Origin of the sequence: Pseudomonas mangiferae (assembly GCF_007109405.1) — a bacterium.
Lineage (GTDB): Bacteria > Pseudomonadota > Gammaproteobacteria > Pseudomonadales > Pseudomonadaceae > Pseudomonas_T > Pseudomonas_T mangiferae.
Window position 1 is genome coordinate 49,497 of the sequence record NZ_VJOY01000003.1, and the last position, 25,233, is coordinate 74,729.

The 25,233-nt window shown below is 68.5% G+C and carries 21 protein-coding genes; 6 read left to right on the forward strand and 15 right to left on the reverse strand.

Features of this window, described 5'->3' with window-relative positions; genetic code table 11:
• Positions 1 to 108 precede the first annotated feature (108 nt).
• The 6 genes from asd to leuC all read right to left on the reverse strand — a co-directional run bounded on the left by asd (position 109) and on the right by leuC (position 6,005).
• The gene (gene asd, locus FM069_RS04595; protein ID WP_143487112.1) at positions 109 to 1,221 is read right to left on the reverse strand and encodes an aspartate-semialdehyde dehydrogenase; all 1,113 of its coding nucleotides are present in this window, start codon (positions 1,219 to 1,221) and stop codon (positions 109 to 111) included.
• A gap of 209 nt (positions 1,222 to 1,430) precedes the next feature.
• Positions 1,431 to 2,510, reverse strand: coding sequence for a 3-isopropylmalate dehydrogenase (leuB, locus tag FM069_RS04600; protein WP_143487113.1), 1,080 nt, complete (start codon positions 2,508 to 2,510; stop codon positions 1,431 to 1,433).
• Positions 2,511 to 2,577: 67 nt separating this feature from the next.
• Positions 2,578 to 3,342: a class I SAM-dependent methyltransferase gene (locus tag FM069_RS04605; RefSeq protein ID WP_143487114.1), complete on the reverse strand. Its 765-nt coding sequence runs from the start codon at positions 3,340 to 3,342 to the stop codon at positions 2,578 to 2,580.
• Positions 3,343 to 3,369: 27 nt separating this feature from the next.
• Positions 3,370 to 3,864 (reverse strand): DUF3617 domain-containing protein, encoded by a 495-nt coding sequence (locus FM069_RS04610; RefSeq protein WP_178106665.1) that lies wholly within the window; start codon positions 3,862 to 3,864, stop codon positions 3,370 to 3,372.
• A gap of 58 nt (positions 3,865 to 3,922) precedes the next feature.
• Positions 3,923 to 4,567, reverse strand: a complete 645-nt coding sequence (gene leuD / locus FM069_RS04615) for a 3-isopropylmalate dehydratase small subunit (RefSeq protein WP_143487116.1) — start codon at positions 4,565 to 4,567, stop codon at positions 3,923 to 3,925.
• A gap of 10 nt (positions 4,568 to 4,577) precedes the next feature.
• The gene (leuC, locus tag FM069_RS04620; RefSeq protein ID WP_143487117.1) at positions 4,578 to 6,005 is read right to left on the reverse strand and encodes a 3-isopropylmalate dehydratase large subunit; all 1,428 of its coding nucleotides are present in this window, start codon (positions 6,003 to 6,005) and stop codon (positions 4,578 to 4,580) included.
• Between the two features lie 182 nt (positions 6,006 to 6,187).
• Between leuC and FM069_RS04625 the strand changes: the two genes are divergently transcribed.
• Entirely contained in the window at positions 6,188 to 7,069 is an 882-nt protein-coding gene (locus FM069_RS04625) for a LysR family transcriptional regulator (RefSeq protein WP_143487118.1), read from the forward strand.
• Between the two features lie 149 nt (positions 7,070 to 7,218).
• On the forward strand, positions 7,219 to 10,899 hold the full coding sequence (locus tag FM069_RS04630) for a sensor domain-containing protein (RefSeq protein WP_143487119.1): 3,681 nt from the start codon (positions 7,219 to 7,221) through the stop codon (positions 10,897 to 10,899).
• A 58-nt stretch (positions 10,900 to 10,957) separates the two neighbouring features.
• Here the strand turns inward: FM069_RS04630 and FM069_RS04635 are convergent, their stop codons facing one another.
• The 4 genes from FM069_RS04635 to hppD all read right to left on the reverse strand — a co-directional run bounded on the left by FM069_RS04635 (position 10,958) and on the right by hppD (position 15,478).
• Positions 10,958 to 12,373, reverse strand: a complete 1,416-nt coding sequence (locus FM069_RS04635; protein WP_143487120.1) for an amino acid permease — start codon at positions 12,371 to 12,373, stop codon at positions 10,958 to 10,960.
• Between the two features lie 181 nt (positions 12,374 to 12,554).
• Positions 12,555 to 13,220, reverse strand: a complete 666-nt coding sequence (maiA, locus tag FM069_RS04640) for a maleylacetoacetate isomerase (protein WP_143487121.1) — start codon at positions 13,218 to 13,220, stop codon at positions 12,555 to 12,557.
• On the reverse strand, positions 13,210 to 14,193 hold the full coding sequence (locus FM069_RS04645) for a fumarylacetoacetate hydrolase family protein (RefSeq protein WP_143487122.1): 984 nt from the start codon (positions 14,191 to 14,193) through the stop codon (positions 13,210 to 13,212). The genes maiA and FM069_RS04645 overlap by 11 nt, the downstream gene beginning before the upstream one ends.
• A 202-nt stretch (positions 14,194 to 14,395) precedes the next feature.
• Positions 14,396 to 15,478, reverse strand: coding sequence for a 4-hydroxyphenylpyruvate dioxygenase (gene hppD / locus FM069_RS04650; protein WP_143487123.1), 1,083 nt, complete (start codon positions 15,476 to 15,478; stop codon positions 14,396 to 14,398).
• Between the two features lie 516 nt (positions 15,479 to 15,994).
• Here hppD and ccoG point away from each other — a divergent pair.
• The 4 genes from ccoG to FM069_RS04670 all read left to right on the forward strand — a co-directional run bounded on the left by ccoG (position 15,995) and on the right by FM069_RS04670 (position 20,718).
• Positions 15,995 to 17,407 carry a cytochrome c oxidase accessory protein CcoG gene (ccoG, locus tag FM069_RS04655; protein ID WP_143487124.1) on the forward strand — a complete coding sequence of 471 codons (1,413 nt, stop codon included), beginning with the start codon at positions 15,995 to 15,997 and terminating at the stop codon, positions 17,405 to 17,407.
• A 101-nt stretch (positions 17,408 to 17,508) separates the two neighbouring features.
• Entirely contained in the window at positions 17,509 to 18,918 is a 1,410-nt protein-coding gene (gene mapR, locus FM069_RS04660) for a GntR family transcriptional regulator MpaR (protein ID WP_143487125.1), read from the forward strand.
• A gap of 136 nt (positions 18,919 to 19,054) precedes the next feature.
• Positions 19,055 to 20,482: a cytochrome-c oxidase, cbb3-type subunit I gene (gene ccoN, locus FM069_RS04665; RefSeq protein WP_143487126.1), complete on the forward strand. Its 1,428-nt coding sequence runs from the start codon at positions 19,055 to 19,057 to the stop codon at positions 20,480 to 20,482.
• A 2-nt stretch (positions 20,483 to 20,484) separates the two neighbouring features.
• Positions 20,485 to 20,718 (forward strand): cbb3-type cytochrome c oxidase subunit 3, encoded by a 234-nt coding sequence (locus tag FM069_RS04670; protein ID WP_143487127.1) that lies wholly within the window; start codon positions 20,485 to 20,487, stop codon positions 20,716 to 20,718.
• A gap of 7 nt (positions 20,719 to 20,725) precedes the next feature.
• Here the strand turns inward: FM069_RS04670 and FM069_RS04675 are convergent, their stop codons facing one another.
• The 5 genes from FM069_RS04675 to FM069_RS04695 all read right to left on the reverse strand — a co-directional run bounded on the left by FM069_RS04675 (position 20,726) and on the right by FM069_RS04695 (position 25,107).
• On the reverse strand, positions 20,726 to 22,507 hold the full coding sequence (locus FM069_RS04675) for an ABC transporter ATP-binding protein (protein ID WP_143487128.1): 1,782 nt from the start codon (positions 22,505 to 22,507) through the stop codon (positions 20,726 to 20,728).
• Complete coding sequence (locus FM069_RS04680; RefSeq protein WP_143487129.1) at positions 22,500 to 23,132, reverse strand: DsbA family protein; 633 nt, start codon at positions 23,130 to 23,132, stop codon at positions 22,500 to 22,502. Before FM069_RS04680 ends, FM069_RS04675 begins: the two co-directional genes overlap by 8 nt.
• A gap of 32 nt (positions 23,133 to 23,164) precedes the next feature.
• Positions 23,165 to 24,103, reverse strand: a complete 939-nt coding sequence (gene trhO, locus FM069_RS04685) for an oxygen-dependent tRNA uridine(34) hydroxylase TrhO (RefSeq protein ID WP_143487130.1) — start codon at positions 24,101 to 24,103, stop codon at positions 23,165 to 23,167.
• A gap of 154 nt (positions 24,104 to 24,257) precedes the next feature.
• Positions 24,258 to 24,563, reverse strand: a complete 306-nt coding sequence (locus tag FM069_RS04690; RefSeq protein WP_143487131.1) for a BolA family protein — start codon at positions 24,561 to 24,563, stop codon at positions 24,258 to 24,260.
• A gap of 1 nt (position 24,564) precedes the next feature.
• Complete coding sequence (locus FM069_RS04695) at positions 24,565 to 25,107, reverse strand: DUF2059 domain-containing protein (protein ID WP_143487132.1); 543 nt, start codon at positions 25,105 to 25,107, stop codon at positions 24,565 to 24,567.
• Positions 25,108 to 25,233: the final 126 nt, after the last annotated feature.

The following is a 25,233-nucleotide window of genomic DNA, read 5'->3' on the forward strand; positions in this document are numbered from 1 at the left end:
GCCTCCGGAAAAAGGAGAGGCACTCTATAGAGGAAGGTAGGCCTTGGCCAGTGAAATGGGCCAGGGCGAGGGCCGCTCACCCCGCCGGGAGCGAGCGGCCTCGTCGGCTCAGCGCTCCAGCAGGATGCGCAGCATGCGCCGCAGGGGCTCGGCAGCGCCCCACAGCAGCTGGTCGCCGACGGTGAAGGCGCCCAGGTACTGGGACCCCATGTTGAGCTTGCGCAGCCGCCCGACCGGGACGCTCAGGGTGCCGGTGACCGCCGTGGGGGTCAGCTCGCGCATGCTGGCGTCGCGCTGGTTGGGCACCAGTTTCACCCAGGGGTTGTGGCCGCTGATCATGCCTTCGATGTCGGACAGCGGCACGTCCTTGTTCAGCTTGATGGTTAGCGCCTGGCTGTGGCAGCGCATGGCGCCGATGCGCACGCAGATGCCGTCCACCGGGATCGGGTTCTTGAAGCGACCGAGGATCTTGTTGGTCTCCGCCTGGCCTTTCCACTCCTCGCGGCTCTGGCCATTGGGCAGTTCCTTGTCGATCCAGGGGATCAGGCTGCCGGCCAGGGGTACGCCGAAATGCTCGGCCGGGAACGCCTCGCCGCGCTGGGCCTGGGCGACCTTGCGGTCGATGTCGAGGATCGCGCTGGCCGGGTCGGCCAGGTCGTCCGCCACCGCGGCCTCGATGGCGCCCATCTGGCGGATCAGCTCGCGCATGTTCTGCGCGCCGGCGCCGGAGGCGGCCTGGTAGGTCATGACGCTCATCCACTCCACGAGCCCGGCCTCGAAGAGCCCGCCCAGGCCCATCAGCATGAGGCTGACGGTGCAGTTGCCGCCGATGTAGTTCTTGATCCCGGCGTCCAGCTTCTGATCAATGACCTTGCGGTTGACCGGGTCCAGCACCACGACGGCGTCGTCTTCCATGCGCAGGGTGGAGGCGGCGTCGATCCAGTAGCCTTGCCAGCCGGCTTCGCGCAGCTTGGGGAAGACCTCGCCGGTGTAGTCGCCGCCCTGGCAGGTGACGATCACGTCCAGTGCCTTGAGTTCGTCGATGCTGTAGGCGTCCTTCAGCGGTGCGGTGTCCTTGCCGATGGCCGGGCCCTGGCCGCCGACGTTGGAGGTGGTGAAGAACACCGGCTCGATCAGATCGAAGTCCCGCTCTTCCAGCATTCGCTGCATGAGCACGGACCCCACCATGCCGCGCCAACCGATCAGACCTACTCGTTTCATCGCACTACACCTTCATGATTGCCGGCAACGGCGCTGCGTCGTCGCAGCTCGCGCGTGTCCGGCATACCGTTGGACCGTCCCGCCGGCGCGAGCCGCCCGTTCCCGAAAAAGGAACGCCGGCCCGATGCGGACCGGCGGAGCGATCACTCGTCGCTGGTGAAACCAGCTTGGAAAAAGCGAGCCGCCGGCTGACCGGCGGACCCGACAGATTACAGATTACCCAGGGCGGAGACTACCGCGTCGCCCATTTCCGCGGTGCCCACCCGGCGGGTGCCCGCGGAGTGGATGTCGCCGGTGCGCAGGCCCTGGTCCAGCACCTGGCTCACCGCCCGCTCGATGGCGTCGGCGGCGTCGCTGCGGGCGAAGCTGTAGCGCAGCATCATCGATACCGAGAGGATGGTCGCCAGGGGGTTGGCGATGCCCTGGCCGGCGATGTCCGGCGCCGAGCCGTGGCACGGCTCGTACATACCCTTGTTGTCGGCGTCCAGGGAGGCCGACGGCAGCATGCCGATGGAGCCGGTGAGCATCGAGGCTTCGTCGGAAAGGATGTCGCCGAACATGTTGTCGGTGACGATCACGTCGAACTGCTTGGGTGCACGGACCAGCTGCATGGCGGCGTTGTCGACGTACATGTGGGACAGTTCCACGTCGCCGTAGTCCTTGGCCACCTCCTCCACCACCTCGCGCCACAGCTGGCTGGAGGCGAGCACGTTGGCCTTGTCCACCGAGCAGAGCTTGCCGCCGCGCAGGCGCGCCATGTCGAAGCCGACCCGGGCGATGCGGCGGATCTCGCTCTCGCTGTAGGGCAGCGTGTCGTAAGCCCTGCGCTCGCCGTTGCCTTGCTCGATGCCACGGGGCGCGCCGAAATAGATGCCGCCGGTCAGCTCGCGAACGATGAGGATGTCCAGGCCGGCCACCACCTCCGGTTTCAGGGTGGAGGCTTCCGCCAGTTGCGGGTAGAGGATCGCCGGGCGCAGGTTGGCGAACAGGCCCAGTTGCGAGCGGATCTTCAGCAGCCCGCGTTCCGGGCGGATGTCCCGCTCGATGCGGTCCCACTTCGGCCCGCCCACCGCGCCCAGCAGCACCGCGTCGGCAGCCCGGGCGCGCGCCAGGGTCTCGTCGGCCAGGGGCACGCCGTGGTGGTCGATGGCGGCGCCGCCGATGACGTCTTCCACCAGCTCGAAATCCAGGGCGTAGCGGTCATTGGCCAGATTCAGCACCTTGATCGCCTCGGCCATGATTTCCGGGCCGATGCCGTCGCCGGGGAGAATCAGAATCTGCTTGCTCATAACATCCTCGGGGCTGCGGGCCGGCCGTCATCGGGGTGGACGGGCCGGTCCGTTGATGGAAAGGGATTCAGGCGCCGCGCTCGGCCCAGAGCACCACGACATCGGTGCTGAAGGTGCCGTCGGGCTCGATGCGGAAATAGCGGCGGACTTCCTCGCCGACCGCCGCCTGCAGCGCCAGGATGGCGTCGCGCATCACCGGCGGGGTGCGCATCCGGGCGATCCAGGTGGGGAAGTCCAGGCGCAGCCGCTGCAGGCCATGGCCGCTGCAGCGCAGGCCGGCCTCGCCCACCGTGCGCAGCCACTCAGCCACGCTGTAGTCACGCACGTGGCTGGTGTCGCGCAGCACTTCCACGGTCTGCAGGTAGGTATCCAGCAGCGGCTCGCCGGGAGCGCTGACGTCGATGAAGGCGGCCGTGCCGCCCGGCTTGAGCACCCGGCGCACCTCGCGCAGGGCCTGGCCGAGGTCGCTCCAGTGGTGGGCGGAATAGCGGCTGAAGACGAAGTCGAAGGAGGCGTCGTCGAACGGCAGGCGCTCCGCGGCGCCGGGCACCGTGCGCAGGTTGTCGAGGCCACGCTCGGCGGCCGTGCGGGCCACTACGTCGAGCATCTGCTGAGACAGGTCGTAGGCCACTACCTCCGCCACCGAGGCGGCGACGTGGAAGCCGACGTGGCCGGCGCCGCAGCCCAGATCCAGCACCCGCGCATCGGTGCGCCCGGCGACCCGGGCCTGCAGCTGAGCGAATTCCTCGCCCTGGGCATGCACCGCGCTGTTCAGGTACGCCTGGGCCTGTTCGCCGAACTGGCGCTGGACCACCTGCTGATGACCGCTCATGACTGCTCCTTCGGGTGACCGCCGTGATCAGCGGTAGGTGGGGACGCCCGGATCGCAGCGATCCTTGCGCCATTGCCCGGCCAGTTCGCCGGTCTGGTTCATGGAGCCGTTCTTCAGGCTGTAGCGGCCGTGGTAGGTCGTCTCGCTGTCCAGCTGCATCTGGAACGGGCCGCTGCCCATCTGCGGGCCGCAGGCCAGCGTCCCGGTGACCTGGCGCCCGACCCGCTTGTAGTTCTGGATACTGCAGCCACCCTGCCCCTTGAAGGCGCTCACCGCCTTGTCCAGGGAGGTCTGGTCCGGGGCCACGCACTGGCGGCTGGTGAGGGTCTGCCCGCCCACCGGCAGCTGCAGGCCGAACTGCTTCATCTGGGCCACCTGTTCCGGCGTGAGCTGGGGCATGCCGTCGATGTTCATCTTCAGGGTGACGTCCCACTGGCCCGGGCGGACCCGATCCAGGGTGTCGGCCGAGGCCGACAGGCACACCAGGGCACAGCCCGCGAAAAGCGCCGCTGACAACCGCATAAAGGTTCCTCTTTCCGTCGTTCGGGGGCGCGACGCCGCCGCGCCCCGCGGGGACGGTTCAGGCGTCGCGGAACAACCAGGGTTGGCGCTGCCGGTGGCCGGCTTCGAAACCCTTGATCGCCTCGGCATCCTGCAGGGTCAGGCCGATGTCGTCGAGCCCGTTGAGCAGGCAATGCTTGCGGAAGGCGTCGATCTCGAAGCCGTAGCGGGTGCCGTCCGGCAGGTTGACGGTCTGCCCGGCCAGGTCGACGGTCAGCTGGTAGCCTTCCCGAGCCTCCACCTGGCGGAACAGCTCGTCCACCTCTGCCTCGGCCAGCACGATCGGCAACAGGCCGTTCTTGAAGCTGTTGTTGAAGAAGATGTCGGCGAAGCTGGGCGCGATCACCGCGCGGAACCCGTATTCGTCCAGCGCCCAGGGGGCGTGCTCGCGGGACGAGCCGCAGCCGAAGTTCTCGCGGGCCAGCAGCACGCTGGCGCCCTGGTAGCGTGGGAAGTTCAGCACGAACTCCGGGTTGATCGGGCGGCGGCTGTTGTCCTGGTTGGGCTGGCCCACGTCCAGGTAGCGCCACTCGTCGAACAGGTTCGGGCCGAAGCCGGTGCGCTTGATGGACTTGAGAAACTGCTTGGGGATGATCTGGTCAGTGTCGACGTTGGCGCGGTCGAGGGGGCAGACCAACCCGGTGTGCTGGGTAAAGGCTTTCATGGCGGTCTCCTCAGGCCTGGAGCAATTCACGGACGTCGATGAAGCGACCGGTCACGGCCGCCGCGGCGGCCATCGCCGGGCTCACCAGGTGAGTGCGGCCACCGGCGCCCTGGCGCCCTTCGAAGTTACGGTTGGAGGTGGAGGCGCAATGTTCGCCGCTGCCCAGCTTGTCCGGGTTCATCGCCAGGCACATGGAGCAACCCGGCTCGCGCCATTCGAACCCGGCCTCGATGAAGATGCGGTCCAGCCCTTCCCGCTCCGCCTGCTCCTTGACCAGACCCGAGCCCGGTACCACCAGGGCCTGCTTGACGCTGGCGGCCACCTTGCGGCCCTTGGCCACTTCGGCGGCGGCCCGCAGGTCCTCGATTCGCGAGTTGGTGCAGGAGCCGATGAACACCCGGTCGAGGCGGATATCGGTGATCGGCTGGTTGGGCGCCAGGCCCATGTACTTGAGGGCCCGGGCGATGGAATCGCGTTTCACCGGGTCGGCCTCCACCGCCGGGTCCGGCACGTTCTGGTCCACCGCCAGCACCATCTCGGGCGAGGTGCCCCAGCTGACCTGGGGCTTGATGTCCTCGGCGCGCAGCTCCACCACGGTGTCGAACACCGCGTCGGGGTCGGACACCAGGTCGCGCCAGGCGGCCACGGCCTTCGGCCAATCGTCCCCGTGGGGCGCGAACGGCCGCCCTTCGACATAGGCGATGGTCTTCTCGTCCACCGCCACCATGCCCACCCGGGCGCCGGCCTCGATGGCCATGTTGCAGAGGGTCATGCGGCCTTCCATGGACAGGTCGCGGATGGCGCTGCCGGCGAACTCCAGCGCATGGCCGTTACCGCCGGCGGTGCCGATCCGGCCGATCACTGCCAGCACGATGTCCTTGGCAGTGACGCCGAACGGCAAGCTGCCGTCGACCCGCACCTGCATATTCTTCATCTTCTTCGCCACCAGGCACTGGGTGGCCAGCACGTGCTCCACCTCGGAGGTGCCGATGCCGTGGGCCAGGGCACCGAAGGCGCCGTGGGTGGACGTGTGGGAGTCGCCGCAGACCACCGTCATGCCGGGCAGGGTCGCGCCCTGCTCCGGGCCGATGACGTGGACGATGCCCTGGCGCACGTCGTTCATCTTGAATTCCAGGATGCCGAAGGCGTCACAGTTCTCGTCCAGGGTCTTCACCTGGATGCGCGAGACCTCGTCGGCGATGGCGTCGAGGCCGCCGCGCCGCTCCACCGGGGTGGTGGGCACGTTGTGGTCGGGGGTGGCGATGTTGGTGTCGATGCGCCAGGGCGCGCGACTGGCGAGGCGCAGGCCCTCGAAGGCCTGGGGCGAGGTCACCTCGTGGAGGATGTGGCGGTCGATGTAGATCAGCGACGACCCATCGTCGCGCCGCTTGACCTCATGGGCCTCCCACAACTTGTCGTAGAGCGTTTTGCCGGCCATCGCAGTGTCCTCATCAGCGTCTTTCTATGCCGTTGCGGTGCCTTTCCACGGTGAAAGGCCCCTCGGCTTGTGGGGTCGATGGTAGGGAGATGGCTCGGATAACTCAAATTCATATTTTTCATCCATTGAATAACCCGGAGGAATGATTAAAGTGATCGCCTCCTTTCATTCTGGCCACCGCCATGGACCTCGGGAACCTCAACGCCTTTATCGCCATCGCCGAGACCGGCAGTTTTTCCAGCGCGGCGGAGCGCCTGCACCTGACCCAGCCGGCGGTGAGCAAGCGCATCGCCGCCCTGGAGCAGCAGCTGGACGTGCGCCTGTTCGACCGCCTCGGCCGGGAGATCGGCCTCACCGAGTCCGGGCGGGCGCTGCTGCCCCGGGCGTACCAGATCCTCAACGTACTGGACGACACCCGGCGGGCCCTGACCAACCTCAGCGGCGACGTCAGCGGCCGGCTGACCCTGGCCACCAGCCACCACATCGGCCTGCACCGGCTGCCGCCGCTGCTGCGCGCCTTCACCCGCGCCTACCCGAAGGTTGCGCTGGATATCCGCTTCCTGGATTCCGAAAAGGCCTACGAGGAAATCCTCCACGGCCGCGCGGAACTGGCGGTGATCACCCTGGCGCCCGACGCCGCCACGTCGGTGAAGGCGGTGGCGGTCTGGGACGACCCGCTGGACTTCGTCGCCGCCACCGACCATCCCCTGGCCCGGGACGCCCAGGTGACGCTGGCGGACATCGCCGGGCACCCGGCGGTGTTCCCCGGCGACAACACCTTCACCCACGACATCGTCCGGCGCCTGTTCGAGGCGCAGCGGCTGACGCCCAACGTGGCCATGAGCACCAACTACCTGGAGACCATCAAGATGATGGTCTCCATCGGCATCGCCTGGAGCGTGCTGCCACGCACCATGCTGGACGAGCAGGTCACCCGCCTGCCCCTGCAGGGCATCCAGCTGAGTCGTCGGCTAGGTTACATCCTGCACACCGAGCGCACCCTGTCCAACGCCGCCCGGGCCTTCATGGCGCTGCTGGATGCCCAGCGCGACGACCTTGCCTAGGGGCGCCCGCTGTGGCTAACGTGAGGGCACCCCGGCGACCCGGCCCGCCCCGTGTGCGTCGTCCCCGGCCCGCGCCCTCCGCATTCGCGGCCCTTCCTCGCCCGCCCCGCCCGGCGGTACGTCCCTCTTCCAGCCGAGCCTGAACCACGATGTCCGATCCGTCCGACCGCACGCCCCCGCTGCCCTTCATCCCGGCGCTTGACCCCGCGCAGGTGGAGGACTCCTGGCAGGACAGCCGGATGCTGCTCGCCGCCTTCAACGCCGCGCGCCTGGGGGCCTGGCGCTGGGACGTCGACAGCGGCCGGGTCGACTGGTCGCGGCGGGCCCAGGCGCTGTACGGCTTCGACCCGAAGCAACCGCTCACCGAACGCATCGACTACCTGGGGATGATCCCGGCGGAGGACCGCCCCGGCGTGGTCAAGCTGTTCGAGGACGTACTGGCCGGGCAGCCCTCGCCCCGCGCCTTCCTGCACCGGGTGCGCTGGCCGGACGGCAACCTGCGCTGGCTGGAGGTCAGCGGCAGCCTGCAACGCGACGCCGACGGTCGGCGCGTGATGCTCGGGACGATCCGCGACGTGACCGCACAACAGAACCATGCCGAGGCACTGGTCAGCAGCGAGCGACGCTTTTCCACGCTGTTCCACCTGAGCCCCGACGTGGTGCTGCTGATCCGTTTCGACGACGGCCAGATCATCGAAGCCAACCAGCACTTCGGCAGCCTGTTCGGCTGGGCGCCCAGCGAATTCATGGGCCAGCCCATCGTCAGCCTCGGCCTGTGGGTGGACCTGGCGCAGCGCGAGCGCCTGCGCCACGAGGCGCCGCTGACCGAGGAACCGGTGGTGCAGGAAGTGCAGTGGCGCACCCGCGACGGCCGGGTGCTGGACGGCGTGCTGTCCAGCCAGTACATCGTCCTGGACGGCCAGGCCTGCCTGCTCAGCACCTTCCTCGACACCACCGAGCGCAAGCGCGCCGAGGCCGCACTGCAGGCCAGCGAGGAGAAATTCGCCAAGGCCTTCCAGACCAGCAGCGACGTCGTGGTGATCAGCGACAAGGCCAGCGGCAAGCTGATCGAGGTGAACGCCACCTTCGAGCGCCAGCTGGGCTGGACCGCCGCCGACGCCGTCGGCCACACCTCGGTGGAACTGGGCTTCTGGCCCCGGGCCGAGGACCGCGAGCGCATGCTCGCCACCCTGCAGCGGGACGGCGGGCTCAACCAGTACGAGACCCAGCTGGCCAACCGCGAGGGTGGCATCAGCATCTACCTGATCAACGGCGGCGAGATCGAGCTGAACGGGCGGCCCTGCCTGGTGCTGACCATCCGCGACATCAGCGGCCAGCGGCGCCAGGAAGCGGCCCTCAAGGAAAGCCAGGAACGCCTGACCCTGGCTCTGGACTCCGCGGAACTGGGCACCTGGGACTGGCACATCCCCAGCGGCCGGCTGTACGGCTCGCCCCGCGCCTCGTCGCTCCACGGCCTGGCGGATGAGCCCTATCACGGCGACTTCAAACACTTCTTCCTGTGCGTGCCGCCGGAAGACCAGAACGCCATGCGCCAGGCCTATTTCGACCTGCTGGAAGGCCGTCGCCAGGACTACCAGATCACCTACCGGGCACGCTTCGCCAACGGCGTCACCCATTACCTGGAAAGCACCGCGCGGTTGTATTTCGACGAGCGGGGCCAGCCGCTGCGGATGACCGGAATCCTGATGAACATCAGCGAGCGGGTGCAGCGGGAGCAGCGCCTGGCGGCCTCCGAGGAGAAGTTCGTCACCCTGTTCCAGGCCAGCCCGGAACCCATCTGCGTGTCCCTGGTGAAGGACGGCACCTTCATCGAGATCAACCCCAGTTTCACCGAGGTGTTCGGCTGGCGGCCCGAGGAGATCGTCGGCCAGACCACCTCGGCCCTGGGGTTCTGGCTGGAACCGTCCCAGCGGGACGCGATGATCGAAAAGCTCACCCACGATCAGGGCCTCAACGGCGAGATCGCCCGCTTCCGCACCAAGGACGGCCAGGAGCTGACCTGCGTGCTCTCCAGCCGCTTCATCCGGGTCGACCGGCAGTTGTGCATCACCACCACCTTCCGCGACATCAGCGACCGCCAGCGCGCGGAATCGGCCCTCAAGGCCAGCGAAGAGAAGTTCGCCAAGGCGTTCCACTCCAGCCCCGATGCCATCACCATCACCGAGCGCGACAGCGGCCGCTACATCGAGGTGAACGAAGGCTTCCACCGGCTCACCGGCTACCGGCCCCAGGAAGTGATCGGGCGCACGGTGTACGACCTGGACGTCTGGGCCGACGGCCTGGAGCGGGACGACCTGCTGCACCGGCTGCAGCACGACGGGCGCATCCACCACCTGGAACTGCGCGGCCTGCATCGCGACGGCAGCGAGCGGATCGTCGAGGTCTCGGTGGAGCCCATCGAGCTCAACGGCGTGTCCTGCCGGCTGCTCACCGCCCGGGACGTCAGCGAGCTGAAGAACGCCCAGGCCCAGGTGCGCCACCTGGCCTACCACGACCCGCTGACCAACCTGCCCAACCGCGCGCTGCTGATCGACCGCCTGACCCAGCAGATCGCTCTGCTCAAGCGCCACGACATGCGTGGCGCCCTGCTGTTCCTAGACCTGGACCACTTCAAGCACATCAACGACTCCCTCGGCCACCCGGTGGGGGACGCGGTGTTGAAGATGGTCACCGCGCGCCTGGAGGCCAGCGTGCGCATGGAGGACACCGTCTCGCGCCTGGGTGGCGACGAGTTCGTGGTGCTGCTCTCGGGCCTGCCCGGCAAGCGCTCGGAGGTGACCCGCCAGGTGCGGCAGATCGCCGACAAGCTGCGCCGGATCATCGCCGAGCCGATGCTGCTGGACGGCCATCGCCTGCAGGTGACCCCCAGCATGGGCATCGCGCTGATCCCCGACCACGGCGAGAACCCCGCGGACCTGCTCAAGCGCGCCGACATCGCCCTGTACCGGGCCAAGGATTCCGGGCGCAACACCCTGCAGCTGTTCCGCAGCACCATGCAGGAAGCCGCCAGCGAGCGCCTGCGGCTGGAGAACGACCTGCGCCTGGCCCTGGTGCGCGGCGAGTTCGAGCTGTACTTCCAGCCCCAGGTGGACGCCCGCGACAACCGCATCGTCGGCGCCGAGGCGCTGCTGCGCTGGCCCCACCCCACCCGCGGCCTGCAATCGCCGGCCCTGTTCATCCAGGTGCTGGAGGAAAGCGGGCTGATCCTGGAGGTGGGCGCCTGGGTCATCGCCGAGGCCTGCCAGGCCTGCCGCCGGCTGCTGGCCGACGGGCTGGTGGAGACCGACGCCTTCAGCCTCTGCGTGAACATCAGCCCGCGGCAGTTCCGCCAGAACGATTTCGTCGAGCGGGTGGAAAACAGCCTGGCCAAGTCCGGCATCCCCGAGACCATGCTCAAGCTGGAGATCACCGAAGGCATCGTCATCCAGAACCTGGACGACACCATCGCCAAGATGCGCCGCCTCAAGCGGGTCGGCGTGAGCTTCGCCATGGACGACTTCGGCACCGGCTACAGCTCCCTGACTTACCTCAAGCGGCTGCCGGTGGATGCGTTGAAGATCGACCAGTCCTTCGTCCGCGACGCCACCCACGATCCCAACGACGCGGAGATCGTCCGCGCCATCGTCGCCATGGGCCGCAGCCTGGGCCTGCAACTGATCGCCGAGGGGGTGGAGCAGGAGGATCAGCTGCACTTCCTCGAACAGCAGGGCTGCTACCTCTACCAGGGCTACCTGTACAGCGAGCCGCTGCCGTTCGAGGCGTTCTGCACCCTGCTCGCCCGGGGCCGGCGGCGTTCGGCGGAATCCTGAGGCAAAAAAAAGCCCGGCGGATGCCGGGCTTTTTTCATTGCGGGTGTCGCACCCGGGATCAGTTGGCTTCCACCGGGGCGATGGTCGCCACGCGGTCGCGGTCGGTGCGCTTGAGGCGGTAGCATGCCAGCATCACCAGCAGCCAGACCGGGATCGCGTAGACCGATACACGGATGCCCGGGCTCAGCAGCATCACCGCCAGGATCAGCACCATGAACCCCAGGCACAGGTAGTTGGCGTAGGGCGCCCACAGGGCACGGAAGCTGGAGCGTGCGCCCACCTGGCGCTGGTGCGCGCGGAATTTCAGGTGGGTCAGGCTGATCAGCGCCCAGTTGATCACCAGCGCCGCCACCACCAGGGACATCAGCAGCTCCAGGGCTTCCTTGGGCACCACGTAGTTCACCAGCACGCAGAGCAGGGTCACCAGGGCCGAGAAGCCCAGGGCCACGTAAGGCACGCCGCGGGCGTTGACCTTCTGCAGCACCTTCGGCGCATCGCCCTGCTCGGCCAGGCCGTAGAGCATCCGGCTGTTGCAGTACACGCCGCCGTTGTACACCGACAGCGCCGCGGTGAGCACCACGAAGTTCAGCAGGTGGGCGGCGGTGTCGCTGCCGATCAGCGAGAAAATCTTCACGAACGGGCTGCCGCTGTAGGCATCGCCGGCGCCGTTGATGCTGTTCAGCAGCTCGTCCCAGGGCGACAGGGCCAGCAGCACCGCCAGGGCGCCGATGTAGAAGATCAGGATGCGGTAGATCACCTGGTTGATCGCCTTCGGGATCACCGTCTTCGGCTGGTCGGCCTCCGCCGCGGTGAAGCCGAGCATCTCCAGGCCGCCGAAGGAGAACATGATGATCGCCATGGCCATCACCAGGCCGCTGATGCCGTGGGGGAAGAAGCCGCCATGGCTCCACAGGTTGCTCACCGCCGCCTGTTCGCCGCCGGTGCCGCTGAACAGCAGGTAGCAGCCCAGCAGGATCATGCCGACGATGGCCGCCACCTTGATGATGGAGAACCAGAACTCCGCCTCGCCGAACAGCTTCACGTTGGCCATGTTGATGGCGTTGACCAGCACGAAGAACGCCGCCGCGGTCGCCCAAGTGGGCACCTCCGGCCACCAGAACTGCACGTACTTGCCGACCGCGGTCAGTTCCGACATGCCCACCAGGATATACAGCACCCAGCAGTTCCAGCCCGACAGGAAGCCGGCGAAACCGCCCCAGTACTTGTGGGCGAAATGACTGAAGGAGCCGGCCACCGGCTCTTCCACGATCATCTCGCCCAGTTGGCGCATGATCAGGAAGGCGATGAACCCGGCGATGGCGTAGCCGAGGATCATGGACGGGCCGGCGGACTTGAGCACTCCGGCGGAGCCGAGGAACAGGCCGGTGCCGATGGCCCCACCCAGGGCGATCAGCTGGATGTGGCGGTTCTTCAGGCCGCGCTTGAGCTCGCCCGACTGTTGCGTTTGGTTCATGTACGTCACCTTTTGTTGTTGTGTGTGACGAAATTCGGACCGCCCCGCTTATGGCGAGGCGACGGATTCGGCACGCGTCGTTCCAACTCCCGGAGCTCGCCGCAAGGGCACGCAAGTCGAGCGGGCTTCGGGTCAGGCAGGCCGGAATGACGGGCCGTGCGCCGGCGGTGGCCGGCCGGTTTCACTGGGCGTCGGGTTGCACCTCCGGAGCGGCCTGCGCGAAGGCCTCGAGCGCCTCGCAGCGGGAGGCGAGGTCGAGGAGGCGCGGACATCCGTCCAGGCTGCAGTCGAAACGCCGCGCATTGTATAGCTGTGGGATCAGGCACGCCTCCAAGTAACCGGGCCGATCGCCCAGGGAAAAGTGCCCGTCGAACGCCGCCAGGCCCTGCTCGACGCTGGCCAGCCCGGTTTCCACCCAGTGCCGATACCAGGCGTTCCTGGCCGCCTCGTCGACTCCCAGCGGGTCGGCCAGGTACTTCAGCACGCGCAGGTTGTTCAGCGGGTGGATGTCGCAGGCGACGTGCAGCGCCAGGGCGCGCACCTGCGCCCGCGCCACCGGGTCGGCCGGCAGCAGGGCCGGCTGTGGACGGGTCTCCTCCAGGTATTCGAGGATCGCCAGGGACTGGGGAATGGCCACGTCGCCGTCCACCAGCAGCGGCACCAGGCCCTGGGGATTCAGCGCCTGGTAGGCGGCGGCATGTTGCTGGCCGCCGTCCTTCACCAGGTGCACCGGCGCCTGTTGGTAGGCCAGGCCCTTGAGGTTGAGGGCGATGCGGACCCGGTACGCCGCGCTGGAGCGCCAGTAGCCGTGCAGGGTCAGTTCGCCGGGGGCGGGATCACGGCTCATGGCGTTCCACCACCTGGTCGATGGCGCCGAAGATGCTGTGGCCGGCGGCGTCGAACATCTCGATGCGCACCCGATCGCCGAAAGCCAGGAACGGCGTCTTCGGGGCGCCGTGCTCGATGAGCTCCAGCATGCGTTTCTCCGCCAGGCAGGAGGAGCCGGCGCTGCGGTCGTAATTCGACACCGTGCCCGAACCGATGATGGTGCCAGCGCCCAGGGGGCGGGTGCGGGCGGCGTGAGCCACCAGGGTGGGGAAGTCGAAGGTCATGTCGGTGCCGGCGTCGGGCTGGCCGAACAGCTCGCCGTTGAGGTGCGACACCAGGGGCCGGTGGACCTTGCCGGCCCTCCAGGCATCACCCAGTTCGTCGGGAGTGACCGCCACCGGCGAGAAACTGGAGGACGGCTTGCTCTGGTAGAAGCCGAAGCCCTTGGCCAGCTCGCCCGGGATCAGGTTGCGCAGGGATACGTCGTTCACCAGCATCAGCAGGCGGATGTGGCCGGCGGCCTGCTGCGCGCCGATGCCCATGGGCACGTCGTCGGTGACCACCGCCAGTTCGGCCTCCAGGTCGATGCCCCAGGCGTCGTCGGCCAGGCGGATCGGGCTGTGGGGCGGGATGAAGCTGTCGGCGCCCCCCTGGTACATCAGCGGCTCGTGCCAGAAGCTGTCCGGCATCTCGGCACCCCGGGCCTTGCGCACCAGTTCCACGTGATTGACGTAGGCGCTGCCGTCGGCCCAGTGGTACGCGCGGGGCAGCGGGCTGTGGCAGGCGCCCTGGTCGAAGGCGAAGGCGTCGGGTTCCAGATGGTCGTTGAGGCGCTGGTAGACGGCCTCCAGGCGGGGTTGCAGCACAGCCCAGTCGTCCAGGGCGGCCTGCAGGGTGGCGGCGATGGCGGGCACCTTCACGGCGCGGGCGAGGTCGCGGGAGACCACCACCAGCACGCCATCGCGGCCTTGGTTCAGTGAAGCGAGTTTCATGGGCTTTCCTTCCAGGGAATGACGGAGCGGACGGTGGCGGGGCCAAGCCCGGAGCCATCGGACGGGAAACCGACCGTCGTCCGACGCGGCGCGCACGATACACCGCCTGGCGATGCGCATGCGCGCCACCGGCCGACCCGGCCGGCTCCGCCCACCGTCCTGCCGAACGGGACGGGCGCGCCAATGCGCGCCCGGTCTCCGGTCAGTCCGCCTTGATCACGCCGCGGCGGATCTGGTCTTCCTCGATGGACTCGAACAGGGCCTTGAAATTGCCCTCGCCGAAGCCCTGGTTGCCCTTGCGCTGGATGATCTCGAAGAAGATCGGGCCGATCACCGTGTTGGTGAAGATCTGCAGCAGGATGCCGTCGTCGCCGGGGGCGCCGTCGATCAGCAGGTTCAGCTCGCGCAGTTGCTCCAGCGGCTCGCCGTGGCCGGCGACGCGGCTGTCCACCTTCTCGTAGTAGGTGTCCGGGGTGGTCATGAAGTCCACGCCGTTGGCCCGCAGCTTGCGCACGGTGCTGTAGATGTCGTCGGTGGTCAGGGCGATGTGCTGGATGCCCTCGCCTTCGTACTCGCGGATGAACTCCTCGATCTGGGAATTCTCGTCGGCCGACTCGTTGATCGGGATGCGGATCTTGCCGCAGGGCGCGGTCATGGCCCGGGAGAACAGGCCGGTGAGCTTGCCTTCGATGTCGAAGTAGCGGATTTCGCGGAAATTGGCGATGCGCTCGTAGAAACCGGACCAGACGTCCATCTGACCGCGGCGCACGTTGTGGGTCAGGTGGTCGATGGAGGTCAGGCCGACGGCGTTGTCGCTGGCGCTGCGGCCGGGGATGAACTCGAAGTCCACGTCATAGATGCTGTGCGCGCCGTAGCGGTCCACGAGGTACAGCAGGGAGCCGCCGATGCCCTCGACACAGGGGATGTTCAGTTCGCCGAAATTGGCGTGGGTGCCCACCAGCGTGGCGCCCTGGGATTCCACGTAGGCGGCGGCCTGCACCGCGTTCTTCACCCGGAAGGCCATGGCGCAGGCGCTGGGGCCGTGTTTCTCGGCGAAGTCGCGGACATAGCCGCTGGGGCTGCCGTTGAGCACGATGTTGATGTCGTTCTGCTGGAACAGGAAGACTTCCTTGGAACGGTGCTTGGCGGTCTCGGTGAAGCCCATGGCGGTGAACAGCTGACGCAGTTGCTCGATGCCTTCGGCGTTGGGCGCGGTGAATTCGACGAACTCGAAGCCGTCGGTGCCGATGGGGTTGTGTTGTTCGATCTTGGTCACGGCGTTCATGTCGCCTCCTCGTTGTTGTTGTGATGCCGTCGGGCGGCTGGATGGCGCCATCTCACTCCCCTGCTGACCGGTGAACAAGGGCGGCGGCCGGCTGCGACAGACTGCCGCATCGCCTGGAGCGGCAGTTTTTCTTTACGCCTATCCACACTTCTTGAGTCACCCCCAGCACGCCCTCCCATGCGTAAGGAAAACCTTACAAGGCGGTGCAAAAGTCTGCCGCACAGGCCGAGGAGTGTGTATCGGGTTGCGCCTGAAAACAGCGGGACACAGCCAGCCAGAGCGGCTGGTGGCAGTTCCGTTGTCGTTCCCTTGACGCCGGTCGACGTCGCATGAAGGGCAGTTGCCGCCCGAGCCGAAGCTAGATCCCGTCAGGGCTCCCGCCCAGGCCCGGCGGGGCGCGACCCCCTGTCGCAGGGGCATCTGATCCGCTTTTTATCGCAGGACCTGAGCCTGTTACCGGTGCAGATGCGGACGCATAGTGCGCGCCAGCCTGATAAGCCTCGAAGGGGTCTTACCGTGACCGACCGCATACCCGCCCAATTCGTCGAAACCCTCACCTCCACGCCGATCCGCCTGACCCCCGCCCAGGCCGGCGGTGCCATCCATACCCGCGCTTTCAGCGGCCGCTTCCGCTCCTTGCGGCTGTACGGCGCGGGGCTGCTGTTCCTGCTGTTCTTCGGCACCGCCTGGCTGGACTGGGGCGGGCGCCAGGCGGTGCTCTGGGACCTGCCGGCACACCGCTTCTACATCTTCGGCGCCACCTTCTGGCCCCAGGACCTGATCCTGCTCTCGGCGCTGCTGATCATCTGCGCCTTCGGCCTGTTCGCCATCACCGTGTTCGCCGGCCGCGTCTGGTGCGGCTATGCCTGCCCCCAGAGCGTCTGGACCTGGGTGTTCATGTGGGCGGAGAAGACCTTCGAGGGCGACCGCCACCAGCGCATCAAGCTGGACGCGGCGCCCTGGGGCCCGGCCAAGCTGGCGCGCCGCTCGGCCAAGCATGGCGCCTGGCTGGCGGTCAGCCTGCTCACCGCCCTCACCTTCGTCGGCTACTTCACGCCGATCCGGCCGCTGGTGGCCGACCTATTCGGCGCGCGCCTGGACGGCACCTCGCTGTTCTGGGTGGGGTTCTTCACCCTCGCCACCTACCTCAACGCCGGCTGGCTGCGGGAAAAAGTCTGCGTGCACATGTGCCCCTACTCGCGCTTCCAGAGCGTGATGTTCGACAAGGACACCCTGCTGGTGGCCTACGACGCCGGCCGGGGCGAGAGCCGCGGGCCGCGGCGCAAGGGCAGCGACCCGCGCGCCCAGGGCCTGGGCGACTGCATCGACTGCACCCTGTGCGTCCAGGTCTGCCCCACCGGGATCGACATCCGTGACGGGCTGCAGATCGACTGCATCGGCTGCGCCGCCTGCGTGGATGCCTGCGACACGGTGATGGACAAGATGGGCTACGCCCGCGGGCTGGTGGGCTACCGCTCCCAGCGCACCCTGGAGGGCGGACGCATGCGCCTGTGGCGCCCGCGCCTGGTGGGCTATGCCAGCGTATTGCTGATGATGCTGGGGGCCTTCGGCTGGGCGCTGCAAGCGCGCCCGCTGATTTCCCTGGACGCCAGCAAGGACCGCGGCCTGTTCCGCGAGAACGCCGATGGCCAGGTGGAGAACATCTATACCCTGAAGGTCATCAACAAGACCCAGGCGCCCCAGCGCTACCGGCTGGAACTGGCGGACGCCGGCCCCTTCGAACTGCACGCCCCCACCGAGCTGGCCCTGGCGCCGGGGGAGATCCTCGACCTGCCGGTGTCGGTGGCGCGGGTGGTCGACACCCCCGCCCGCAGTTCCCAGCGCCTGCGCTTCGCCGTGAGCGGCCTGGACGACCCCGGCCAACGGGTCGAGGCCGCCAGCACCTTCACCGCCCCGCTGACCCGCTGACCCGCGGGGCCGCGAGGCCCCGCCCTCTTTCTTCCGGAGCTCGCGTGTCCGCCCCGACGCCCCTACAGTGTGCCGCACCGCCCCCGGCCCGAACGGACACCATGAAACGCTACGAACGCTTCGCCGAACAGATCGCCGAGCTGATCCGCTCCGGCGTGCTGGCGCCCGGCGAGCGGGTGCCTTCGGTGCGCCATGCCAGCCGCACCTACGGGGTGAGCCCGTCCACGGTGTTCCAGGCCTATTACCTGCTGGAAGACCGCGGGCTGATAGGCGCCCGGGCGCGCTCCGGCTACTTCGTCCGCGAGCATGCCCGGCGCCCGCTGCACGAGCCGCAGATCGGCCCGCGCACCGCGCAGACCACCGACGTGGACGTCAGCGACCTGGTGTTCTCGGTGCTCGGCTCCATCAAGGACCCCCACACCGTGCCGTTCGGCTCGGCGTTCCCCAGCCCGCACCTGTTCCCCCTGCCGCGCCTGGCGCGCTCCATGGCCCAGGCCCTGCGCGGCCTTTCGCCCCACACCGTGGTGGCCGACATGACCGCCGGCAACCCCGACCTGCGCCGGCAGATCGCCCTGCGCTACATGGTCAGCGGCGTGCGCCTGGAACTGGAGGAGCTGGTGATCAGCAACGGCGCCCTGGAAGCCCTGAACCTCTGCCTGCAGACCGTCACCGCCCCCGGCGACCTGGTGGCCATCGAGGCGCCGGCCTTCTACGCCACCCTGCAGGTGCTGGAGCGCCTGAAGCTCAAGGCGGTGGAGATTCCCGTGCACCCCCGCGAGGGCATCGACCTGGACACCCTGGCCGACAGCCTGCAGCGCCTGCCGATCAAGGCCTGCTGGTTCATGAGTGGGCTGCAGAACCCCCTCGGTGCCACCATGAGCGAGGAGAAGAAACGCGCCCTCTACGAGCTGCTGCACCGCCACCAGGTGCCGCTGATCGAGGACGACGTCTACGCCGAGCTGCATTACGGGCCGACACCGCCCAAGCCGGTGAAGAGCTTCGACCGCGACGGCCTGGTGATGCACTGCGGCTCATTCTCCAAGAGCCTGGCGCCGGGCTACCGGGTCGGCTGGGTGGCCGGCGGGCGCTACGCCGAGCGCATCCAGCGGCTCAAGCTGATGACCACCCTGTCGCCCTCGGTGCCGGCCCAGGCGGCCATCGCCGATTACCTGCAGCACGGCGGCTACGACCGCCACCTGCGCCGCCTGCGCTACGCCCTGGAGGACCAGCAGGGCTCGATGCTGGCGTCCGCCGCCCGGCATTTCCCTGAGGGCACGCGGGTGACGCGCCCCACCGGCGGCTACTTCCTGTGGTTCGAATTCCCGGCCCAGGTGGATTCGCTGCAGCTGTTCCAGCTGGCCCTGGCCCAGGGCATCAGCCTCGCCCCCGGACCGATCTTCTCCGCCACCCGGCGCTTCCAGAACTGCGCCCGCCTCAACCACGGCTACCCCTGGGACGAGCAGAGCGAGCGGGCCATGGAAATCCTCGGGCGAATTCTCGCGACCTTCTGACGCAGCGGCCGCACGCGGCGGCCTGATCCGCAAAAACCCGTCCGTTCTGAGTCTGTTTCCCCCGTCCGCCTGTTCCTAGAGTGACGCCGTTCGCCGCCCCCTCCCCGGAGCGGCCCGTTCCTTCGAAAGGTATTCCATGGACACCACGCTTCCCTCGCCCGCCTACCACTACCGGGTGGTCCGCCAGTTCGCCCTGATGACCGTCGTCTGGGGCGTGGTCGGGATGAGCCTGGGCGTGTTCATCGCCGCGCAGCTGGTCTGGCCGGCGCTGAACTTCGACCTGCCCTGGCTGAGCTTCGGCCGCCTGCGCCCGCTGCACACCAACCTGGTGATCTTCGCCTTCGGCGGCTGCGCCCTGTTCGCCACCAGCTACTACACGGTGCAGCGCACCTGCCAGGCGCCCCTGTTCGCCCCGCGGCTGGCGGCCTTCACCTTCTGGGGCTGGCAGGCGGTGGTGGCGATGCTGCTGGTCACCCTGCCCCAGGGCCTGACCACCACCAAGGAGTACGCCGAGCTGGAGTTCGGCGGTGCGGTGTGGCTGGCCATCGTTTGGGTGGCCTACGCCGTGGTGTTCTTCGGCACCGTGGTGAAGCGCCAGACCCGGCACATCTATGTGGGCAACTGGTTCTTCGGTGCCTTCATCCTGGTCACCGCCATGCTCCACGTGGTGAACCATGCGGCGATCCCGGTCAGCGCCTTCAAGTCCTACCCGGTCTACGCCGGCGCCACCGATGCCATGGTGCAGTGGTGGTACGGCCACAACGCCGTGGGTTTCTTCCTCACCACCGGCTTCCTCGGGATGATGTATTACTTCGTGCCCAAGCAGGCGGGGCGCCCGGTGTACTCCTACCGGTTGTCCATCGTGCACTTCTGGGCACTGATCACCCTGTACATCTGGGCCGGCCCCCACCACCTGCACTACACCGCTCTGCCGGACTGGGCCCAGTCCCTGGGCATGGTGATGTCGCTGATCCTCCTGGCACCGTCCTGGGGCGGCATGATCAACGGCATGATGACCCTCTCCGGCGCCTGGCATAAGCTGCGCACCGACCCGATCCTGCGCTTCCTGGTGGTGTCCCTGGCGTTCTACGGCATGTCCACCTTCGAAGGCCCGATGATGGCCATCAAGACCGTCAACGCCCTCTCCCACTACACCGACTGGACCATCGGCCACGTGCACGCCGGTGCCCTCGGCTGGGTGGCGATGATCACCTTCGGCTCCCTCTATCATCTGATCCCGAAGGTCTTCGGCCGGGAACGGATGTACAGCATCGGCCTGATCAACGCCCACTTCTGGCTGGCCACCATCGGTACCGTGCTCTACATCGCCTCGATGTGGGTCAACGGCATCACTCAGGGCCTGATGTGGCGCGCCGTGAACCGTGACGGCACCCTCACCTATTCCTTCGTCGAGGCCCTGGAGGCCAGCCACCCCGGTTTCGTGGTGCGCCTGATGGGCGGCGCCTTCTTCCTCACCGGCATGCTGCTGATGGCCTTCAACGTCTGGTGCACCCTGGGCCAGCGCGCACCCGCCGGGCAGCATGCCGGCCTGGCGAGGGTGTGAGGATGGCCAGCGAATACTGGCTGGTGGTGGCGCTGGTGGTGTTCTACCTGGCGCTGCAGCGCCAGCTGGGCGGCACCCGCGGACGGGAGCTGGACGACGCGGCGATGCTGCCGTTCGCCGACGATGAGGCCGCGGCCCGGCGGGTGGAACGCGCCACCGGACGCAGCCGCACCGGCTGCGGCTGCCGGGGCACCTGCGATGGCGGCTGCCCCGGCCGCATGGACCTGCCGGCCTGAAGCGGGCTCAGCCCTGCTGCAGGTGGCCGTAGAGACGGGCGTACAGCCCACCCTCGGCGATCAACTCCTGATGACCGCCCTGCTCGGCGATGCGGCCGCCATCGAACACCAGCACCCGGTCGGCCTGTTTCACCGCGCTCAGGCGATGGGCGACGATCAGCGTGGTGCGGCCGGCGAGGAAGCGCGCCAGGGCCTGGTGCAGGGCGAATTCGGTGGCGGCGTCCAGGGCCGAGGTGGCCTCGTCGAGGATCACCACCTTGGGCTCGGCCAGCACCATGCGGGCGATGGCCAGGCGCTGCCGCTGGCCACCGGACAGGCGCACGCCGGAACGGCCGACGATGCTGTCCAGACCATCGGGCAGCGCCCGTACGGTATCCGCCAGCTGGGCGATCTCCAGGGCCTGCCAGCAGGCCGTGTCGTCCCGCGGGCGGCCGAGGGTGAGGTTGGCGCGAATGGTGTCGTTGAACAGCGCCGGGTGCTGCAGGACCACCGCCACGTGCTCGCGCACGGTGTCCAGGCCGATTTCCTCCAGGCGCCGGCCGCCGAAGCGGATGCTGCCGGCCTGGGCCGTGTAGAGCCCCAGCAGCAGCTGCACCAGGGTGCTCTTGCCGCCACCGCTGGCTCCTACCAGGGCCACCTTCTCGCCCGGCGCGATGCTCAGGTCGAGGCCATCCAGCACCGGCTCTTCGCCATAGGCGAAGCGCAGGCCACGGACCTCCAGGCCCACCGTGGTCTGGCCGGCGAAGGGGTCGGCACCGCCCGGGTAACTCGGCTCGTCCGCCCGCGCCAGCAACTGGTTGATCCGCTGCAGCGCTGCGCCGGCGCCGTAGTAGGCGTACTGCAGGCTGAGCAGCTGCTCCACCGGGCCGATCATGAACCACAGGTAGCTGAACACGGCGAGCATCTGGCCGATGGACAGGTCGGAGAACAGCACGGTGAGCATGGCTGCGGCACGGAACACGTCGATGCCCACCTGGAACAGCAGGCCGCTGGCGCGGCTCGACGCGTCGCTCTTCCACAGCGAGGCCACGGCGCGGTCGCGCACCTCCCGGGCGCGCACGCCCAGCAGGCCGAGAAAATGCCCCTGGCGGTTGCCGGCGCGGATTTCCTGGATCGCCTCCAGGGTTTCGGTGAGGGCCTGGGTGAAGCGCGCGGTGCTGTCGTTCTCGCGCTTCTTCAGGTGCTTGACCCGCTTGCCCAGCTGCACCGTGGCGTAGATCACCAGCGGGTTGAACAGCAGGATCAGCAGCGCCAGCTGCCAGTGCATCCACAGCAGGATGGCGGCGGTACCGGTGAGGGTCAGCATCGCCACCAGGAACCGGCTGAGGGTCTCGCCGACGAATTTGTCCAGGGTGTCCAGGTCGGTCACCAGGTGGGCGCTGACTGTTCCACCGCCGAGGCTTTCGTACTCGCTCAGGGAAATCCGCTTCAGCCGCTCGATCAGACGCAGGCGGATGCGGTAGACCAGATCCTTGGACAGGCGGGCGAACTGCCTGGCCTGGAGCACGTTGCAGACCAGCGCCAGGCAGCGCATCAGCAGCGTGGCCAGCAGGATCGTGGCGATGTAGCCCACCGGCTGCTGCCAGGCCGCCGGCAGCAGCCGGTCCAGAACCCGCAGCGCGGCATCGCCCTTGCCCAGCAGCACCTCGTCCACCAGCAGCGGCAGCAGCAGCGGGATCGGCACGCTGCACAGGGCGGCCAGCACGGCGATGCCGTTGGCCAGCCACAGCGCGCGCCGGTGGCGCAGCGCCAGCCGGCGGATGTCGGCCCAGCCCAGGCGGTCAGCCATGGGCGCCGCGGTCCAGCCAGCGGGCCAGCAGCGGCGCCAGTTCCTCCAGCGGCCGGTAGCCGTTGGTGAGCAGGGCCAGTTGGCCCTCCCGCTCGGCCAGCAGGGTGGGGAAGCCGGCAATGCCCAGGCCCTGCACCCACTCGAAGTCCGCCAGGGTCGCTTCCCGGGCCGCCACGCCGTCGAAGGCCTCGGCGAACTTGATGCGCGGGATGCCGACGCCCTCGGCCAGGTCCAGCAGCACCCGCACCTGGGAAACGTCCAGCCCCTCCCGGTAGAAGGCGGTCTGGATCGCCTGGGCCAGGGGCCAGACGCGGTCCGGGTCCAGGGCGCGCACCGCCACCAGGGCGCGGCAGGCCGGCTCGGTGTCGTAGACGAAACCCTCCGGCATGCCGGCCTCGAAGTCGAAGAGCTGCCCGGTGGTGGCGTTCACCGCCTGCCAGTGGGAGAGGATGCGCACCCGCCCGGCCGGGTCCAGGGCCATGTGCTCGCGGCGCAGGCCGCCCACCACCAGGTGCACCGGCACCCCGGCCGCGGCGGCCTGCTCGGCCAGGCGTTCGAGCACCGGCGCGAAGCCCCAGCACCAGGAACACATCGGGTCCATCACGTACAGCAGGCGCGCATTCATCGGCGGGCTCCGAAAGGGGTGAGGCCTGGGGATCATTCCTGGCTGGCGCGGGGATCGCGGCCGATGGGGTGCGGCTGGTTGCGCGCCCGGGCCAGTTCGATCTGCTTCTGCCGCTCCCGGGCACCGGCGCGGGTCTTCTCGCTCAGGCTGTCCCAGCAATGGGGGCAACTGATGCCCGGCGCATAGTGCGCGGACTGGCGATCCTCGGCGGAGATCGGGTTGCGGCAGGCATGGCATTGATCGTAGTCCCCCGCGCTCAGGTCGTGGCGCACGGTGACCCGGTTGTCGAAGACGAAGCAGTCGCCCTGCCAGCGGGTCTCGGCCTCGGGCACCTCCTCCAGGTACTTGAGGATGCCGCCCTTGAGGTGGAACACCTCTTCGAAGCCCTGGCCGAGCATGTAACTGGAGGCCTTCTCGCAGCGGATGCCGCCGGTGCAGAACATCGCCACCTTCTTGTGCCGGGCCGGGTCGTAGTGGGCCTTGATGTACGCGGGGAACTCCCGGAACGACTTGGTCCTGGGGTCCACCGCGCCCTGGAAGGTGCCGATGGCCACTTCATAGTCGTTGCGGGTGTCGATCAGCAGCACCTCGGGGTCGTCGATCAGGGCGTTCCAGTCCTTGGGCTCGACGTAGGTGCCGACCCGCTGGTTGGGGTCCACGCCCGGCACGCCGAGGGTGACGATCTCCTGCTTCAGCTTGACCTTGGTGCGGTAGAACGGCTGCTCGTCGCAGTAGGACTCCTTGTGGTCCACGTCCGCCAGGCGCGGGTCGCGGCGCAGCCAGGCGAGCAAGGCGTCGATGCCGGCGCGGGTGCCGGACACGGTGCCGTTGATGCCCTCCCGGGCCAGCAGCAGGGTGCCCTTGAGGTCATTGTCCAGCAGGGTGTTCAACAGCGGTTCGCGCAGCGCCACGTAGTCGTCCAGGGTGACGAACTTGTACAGCGCCGCCACGACGAAGGTCGGGGTGCTCATGGGGTGGGTCTCCAGGTGGTCGCCCGCGCAAAGGGCGGACCGGGTTCATGACCGCGCGCCGCCGGCACGGGGCCGGCGGTGGCGGGTGGACGCGCGGCAGGAGCCGGCGCCCGGGGAATGCGGCCAGGGGACGCGCCCGCTGGCCGCGGGTCTTTCAGTGATCGTGCCGGCTGCCGCCACGGCAGGTCGGCGAGTCCGGCGCGACGCCCTGGGCGTCCCACTCCTCGGGGGTGTAGGTGTGCAGGGCCAGGGCGTGGAAGCGCGGCATCAGCTCGCCCAGGGCGGCATACACCGCCTGGTGGCGCTTCACCGCGTTCAGCCCGGCGAACACCGGGCTCACCACCACCGCCTTGTAGTGGGTCTCCAGCCCGCGGCTGTGCATGTGACTTTCGTCCTGCACCTCCAGGTGACGGGGCTCCAGGGCCCCGAGGGCCTGGTGGATGGCGTCGCGCAGGCTCATGTCAGGGCTTCTTCGCCGGCTCGGCGCCCTTCTTCGCCGGCTCGGCCGACTTCGGCGACAGCTCGGCGGTCATGTCTTCCAGCAGCTTGTTCACCACCGGCACCGCCGGCTCCAGGCGGACCTGGGTGATGCGCGCCGCTTCGCCGCTCAGCTGCGGCATTTTTTCCAGCATCTTCTTGCCGGTGGAGGACTGGTAGAAGGCGATCATGTCCTTCAGCTCGCTCTCGCTGAAGTTGCTGGTGTAGAGCTTGACCAGGTCCGGCTTGAGCTTGTCCCAGCCCACCGCGCCGTCCAGGGCGGCATTGGCCTTGGCGGTGTAGGTCTCCAGGGTGGCCTTCTTGGCCGCCGGCGCCTTCAGCTGCTCGAAGCGCTGGCTGAACATCTGCTGCACCTGCCCGTAGAGCCCCACGGTGCCCTTGTCCGCATTCATCAGCTTGAGGAAGGTTTCGGCACTGGCGGTGTGGCTGGCGGCGTCGGCCAGGACCTGGCCACTGGCACAGGCCAGCAGGACGGCGGCGGAGCAGAGTACGCGGAGCTTGGTCATGAGTATCCTTGCGATGACGGGGCCTGGCGGCCCGGGGGCGGCCATTCTGCGCCCAAGGGCCGTCGCCGCTCAAGCCACCGGGACGTACGGCGCGGCCGGGCCGGAGGAAGGAACCACCGGGGGTGC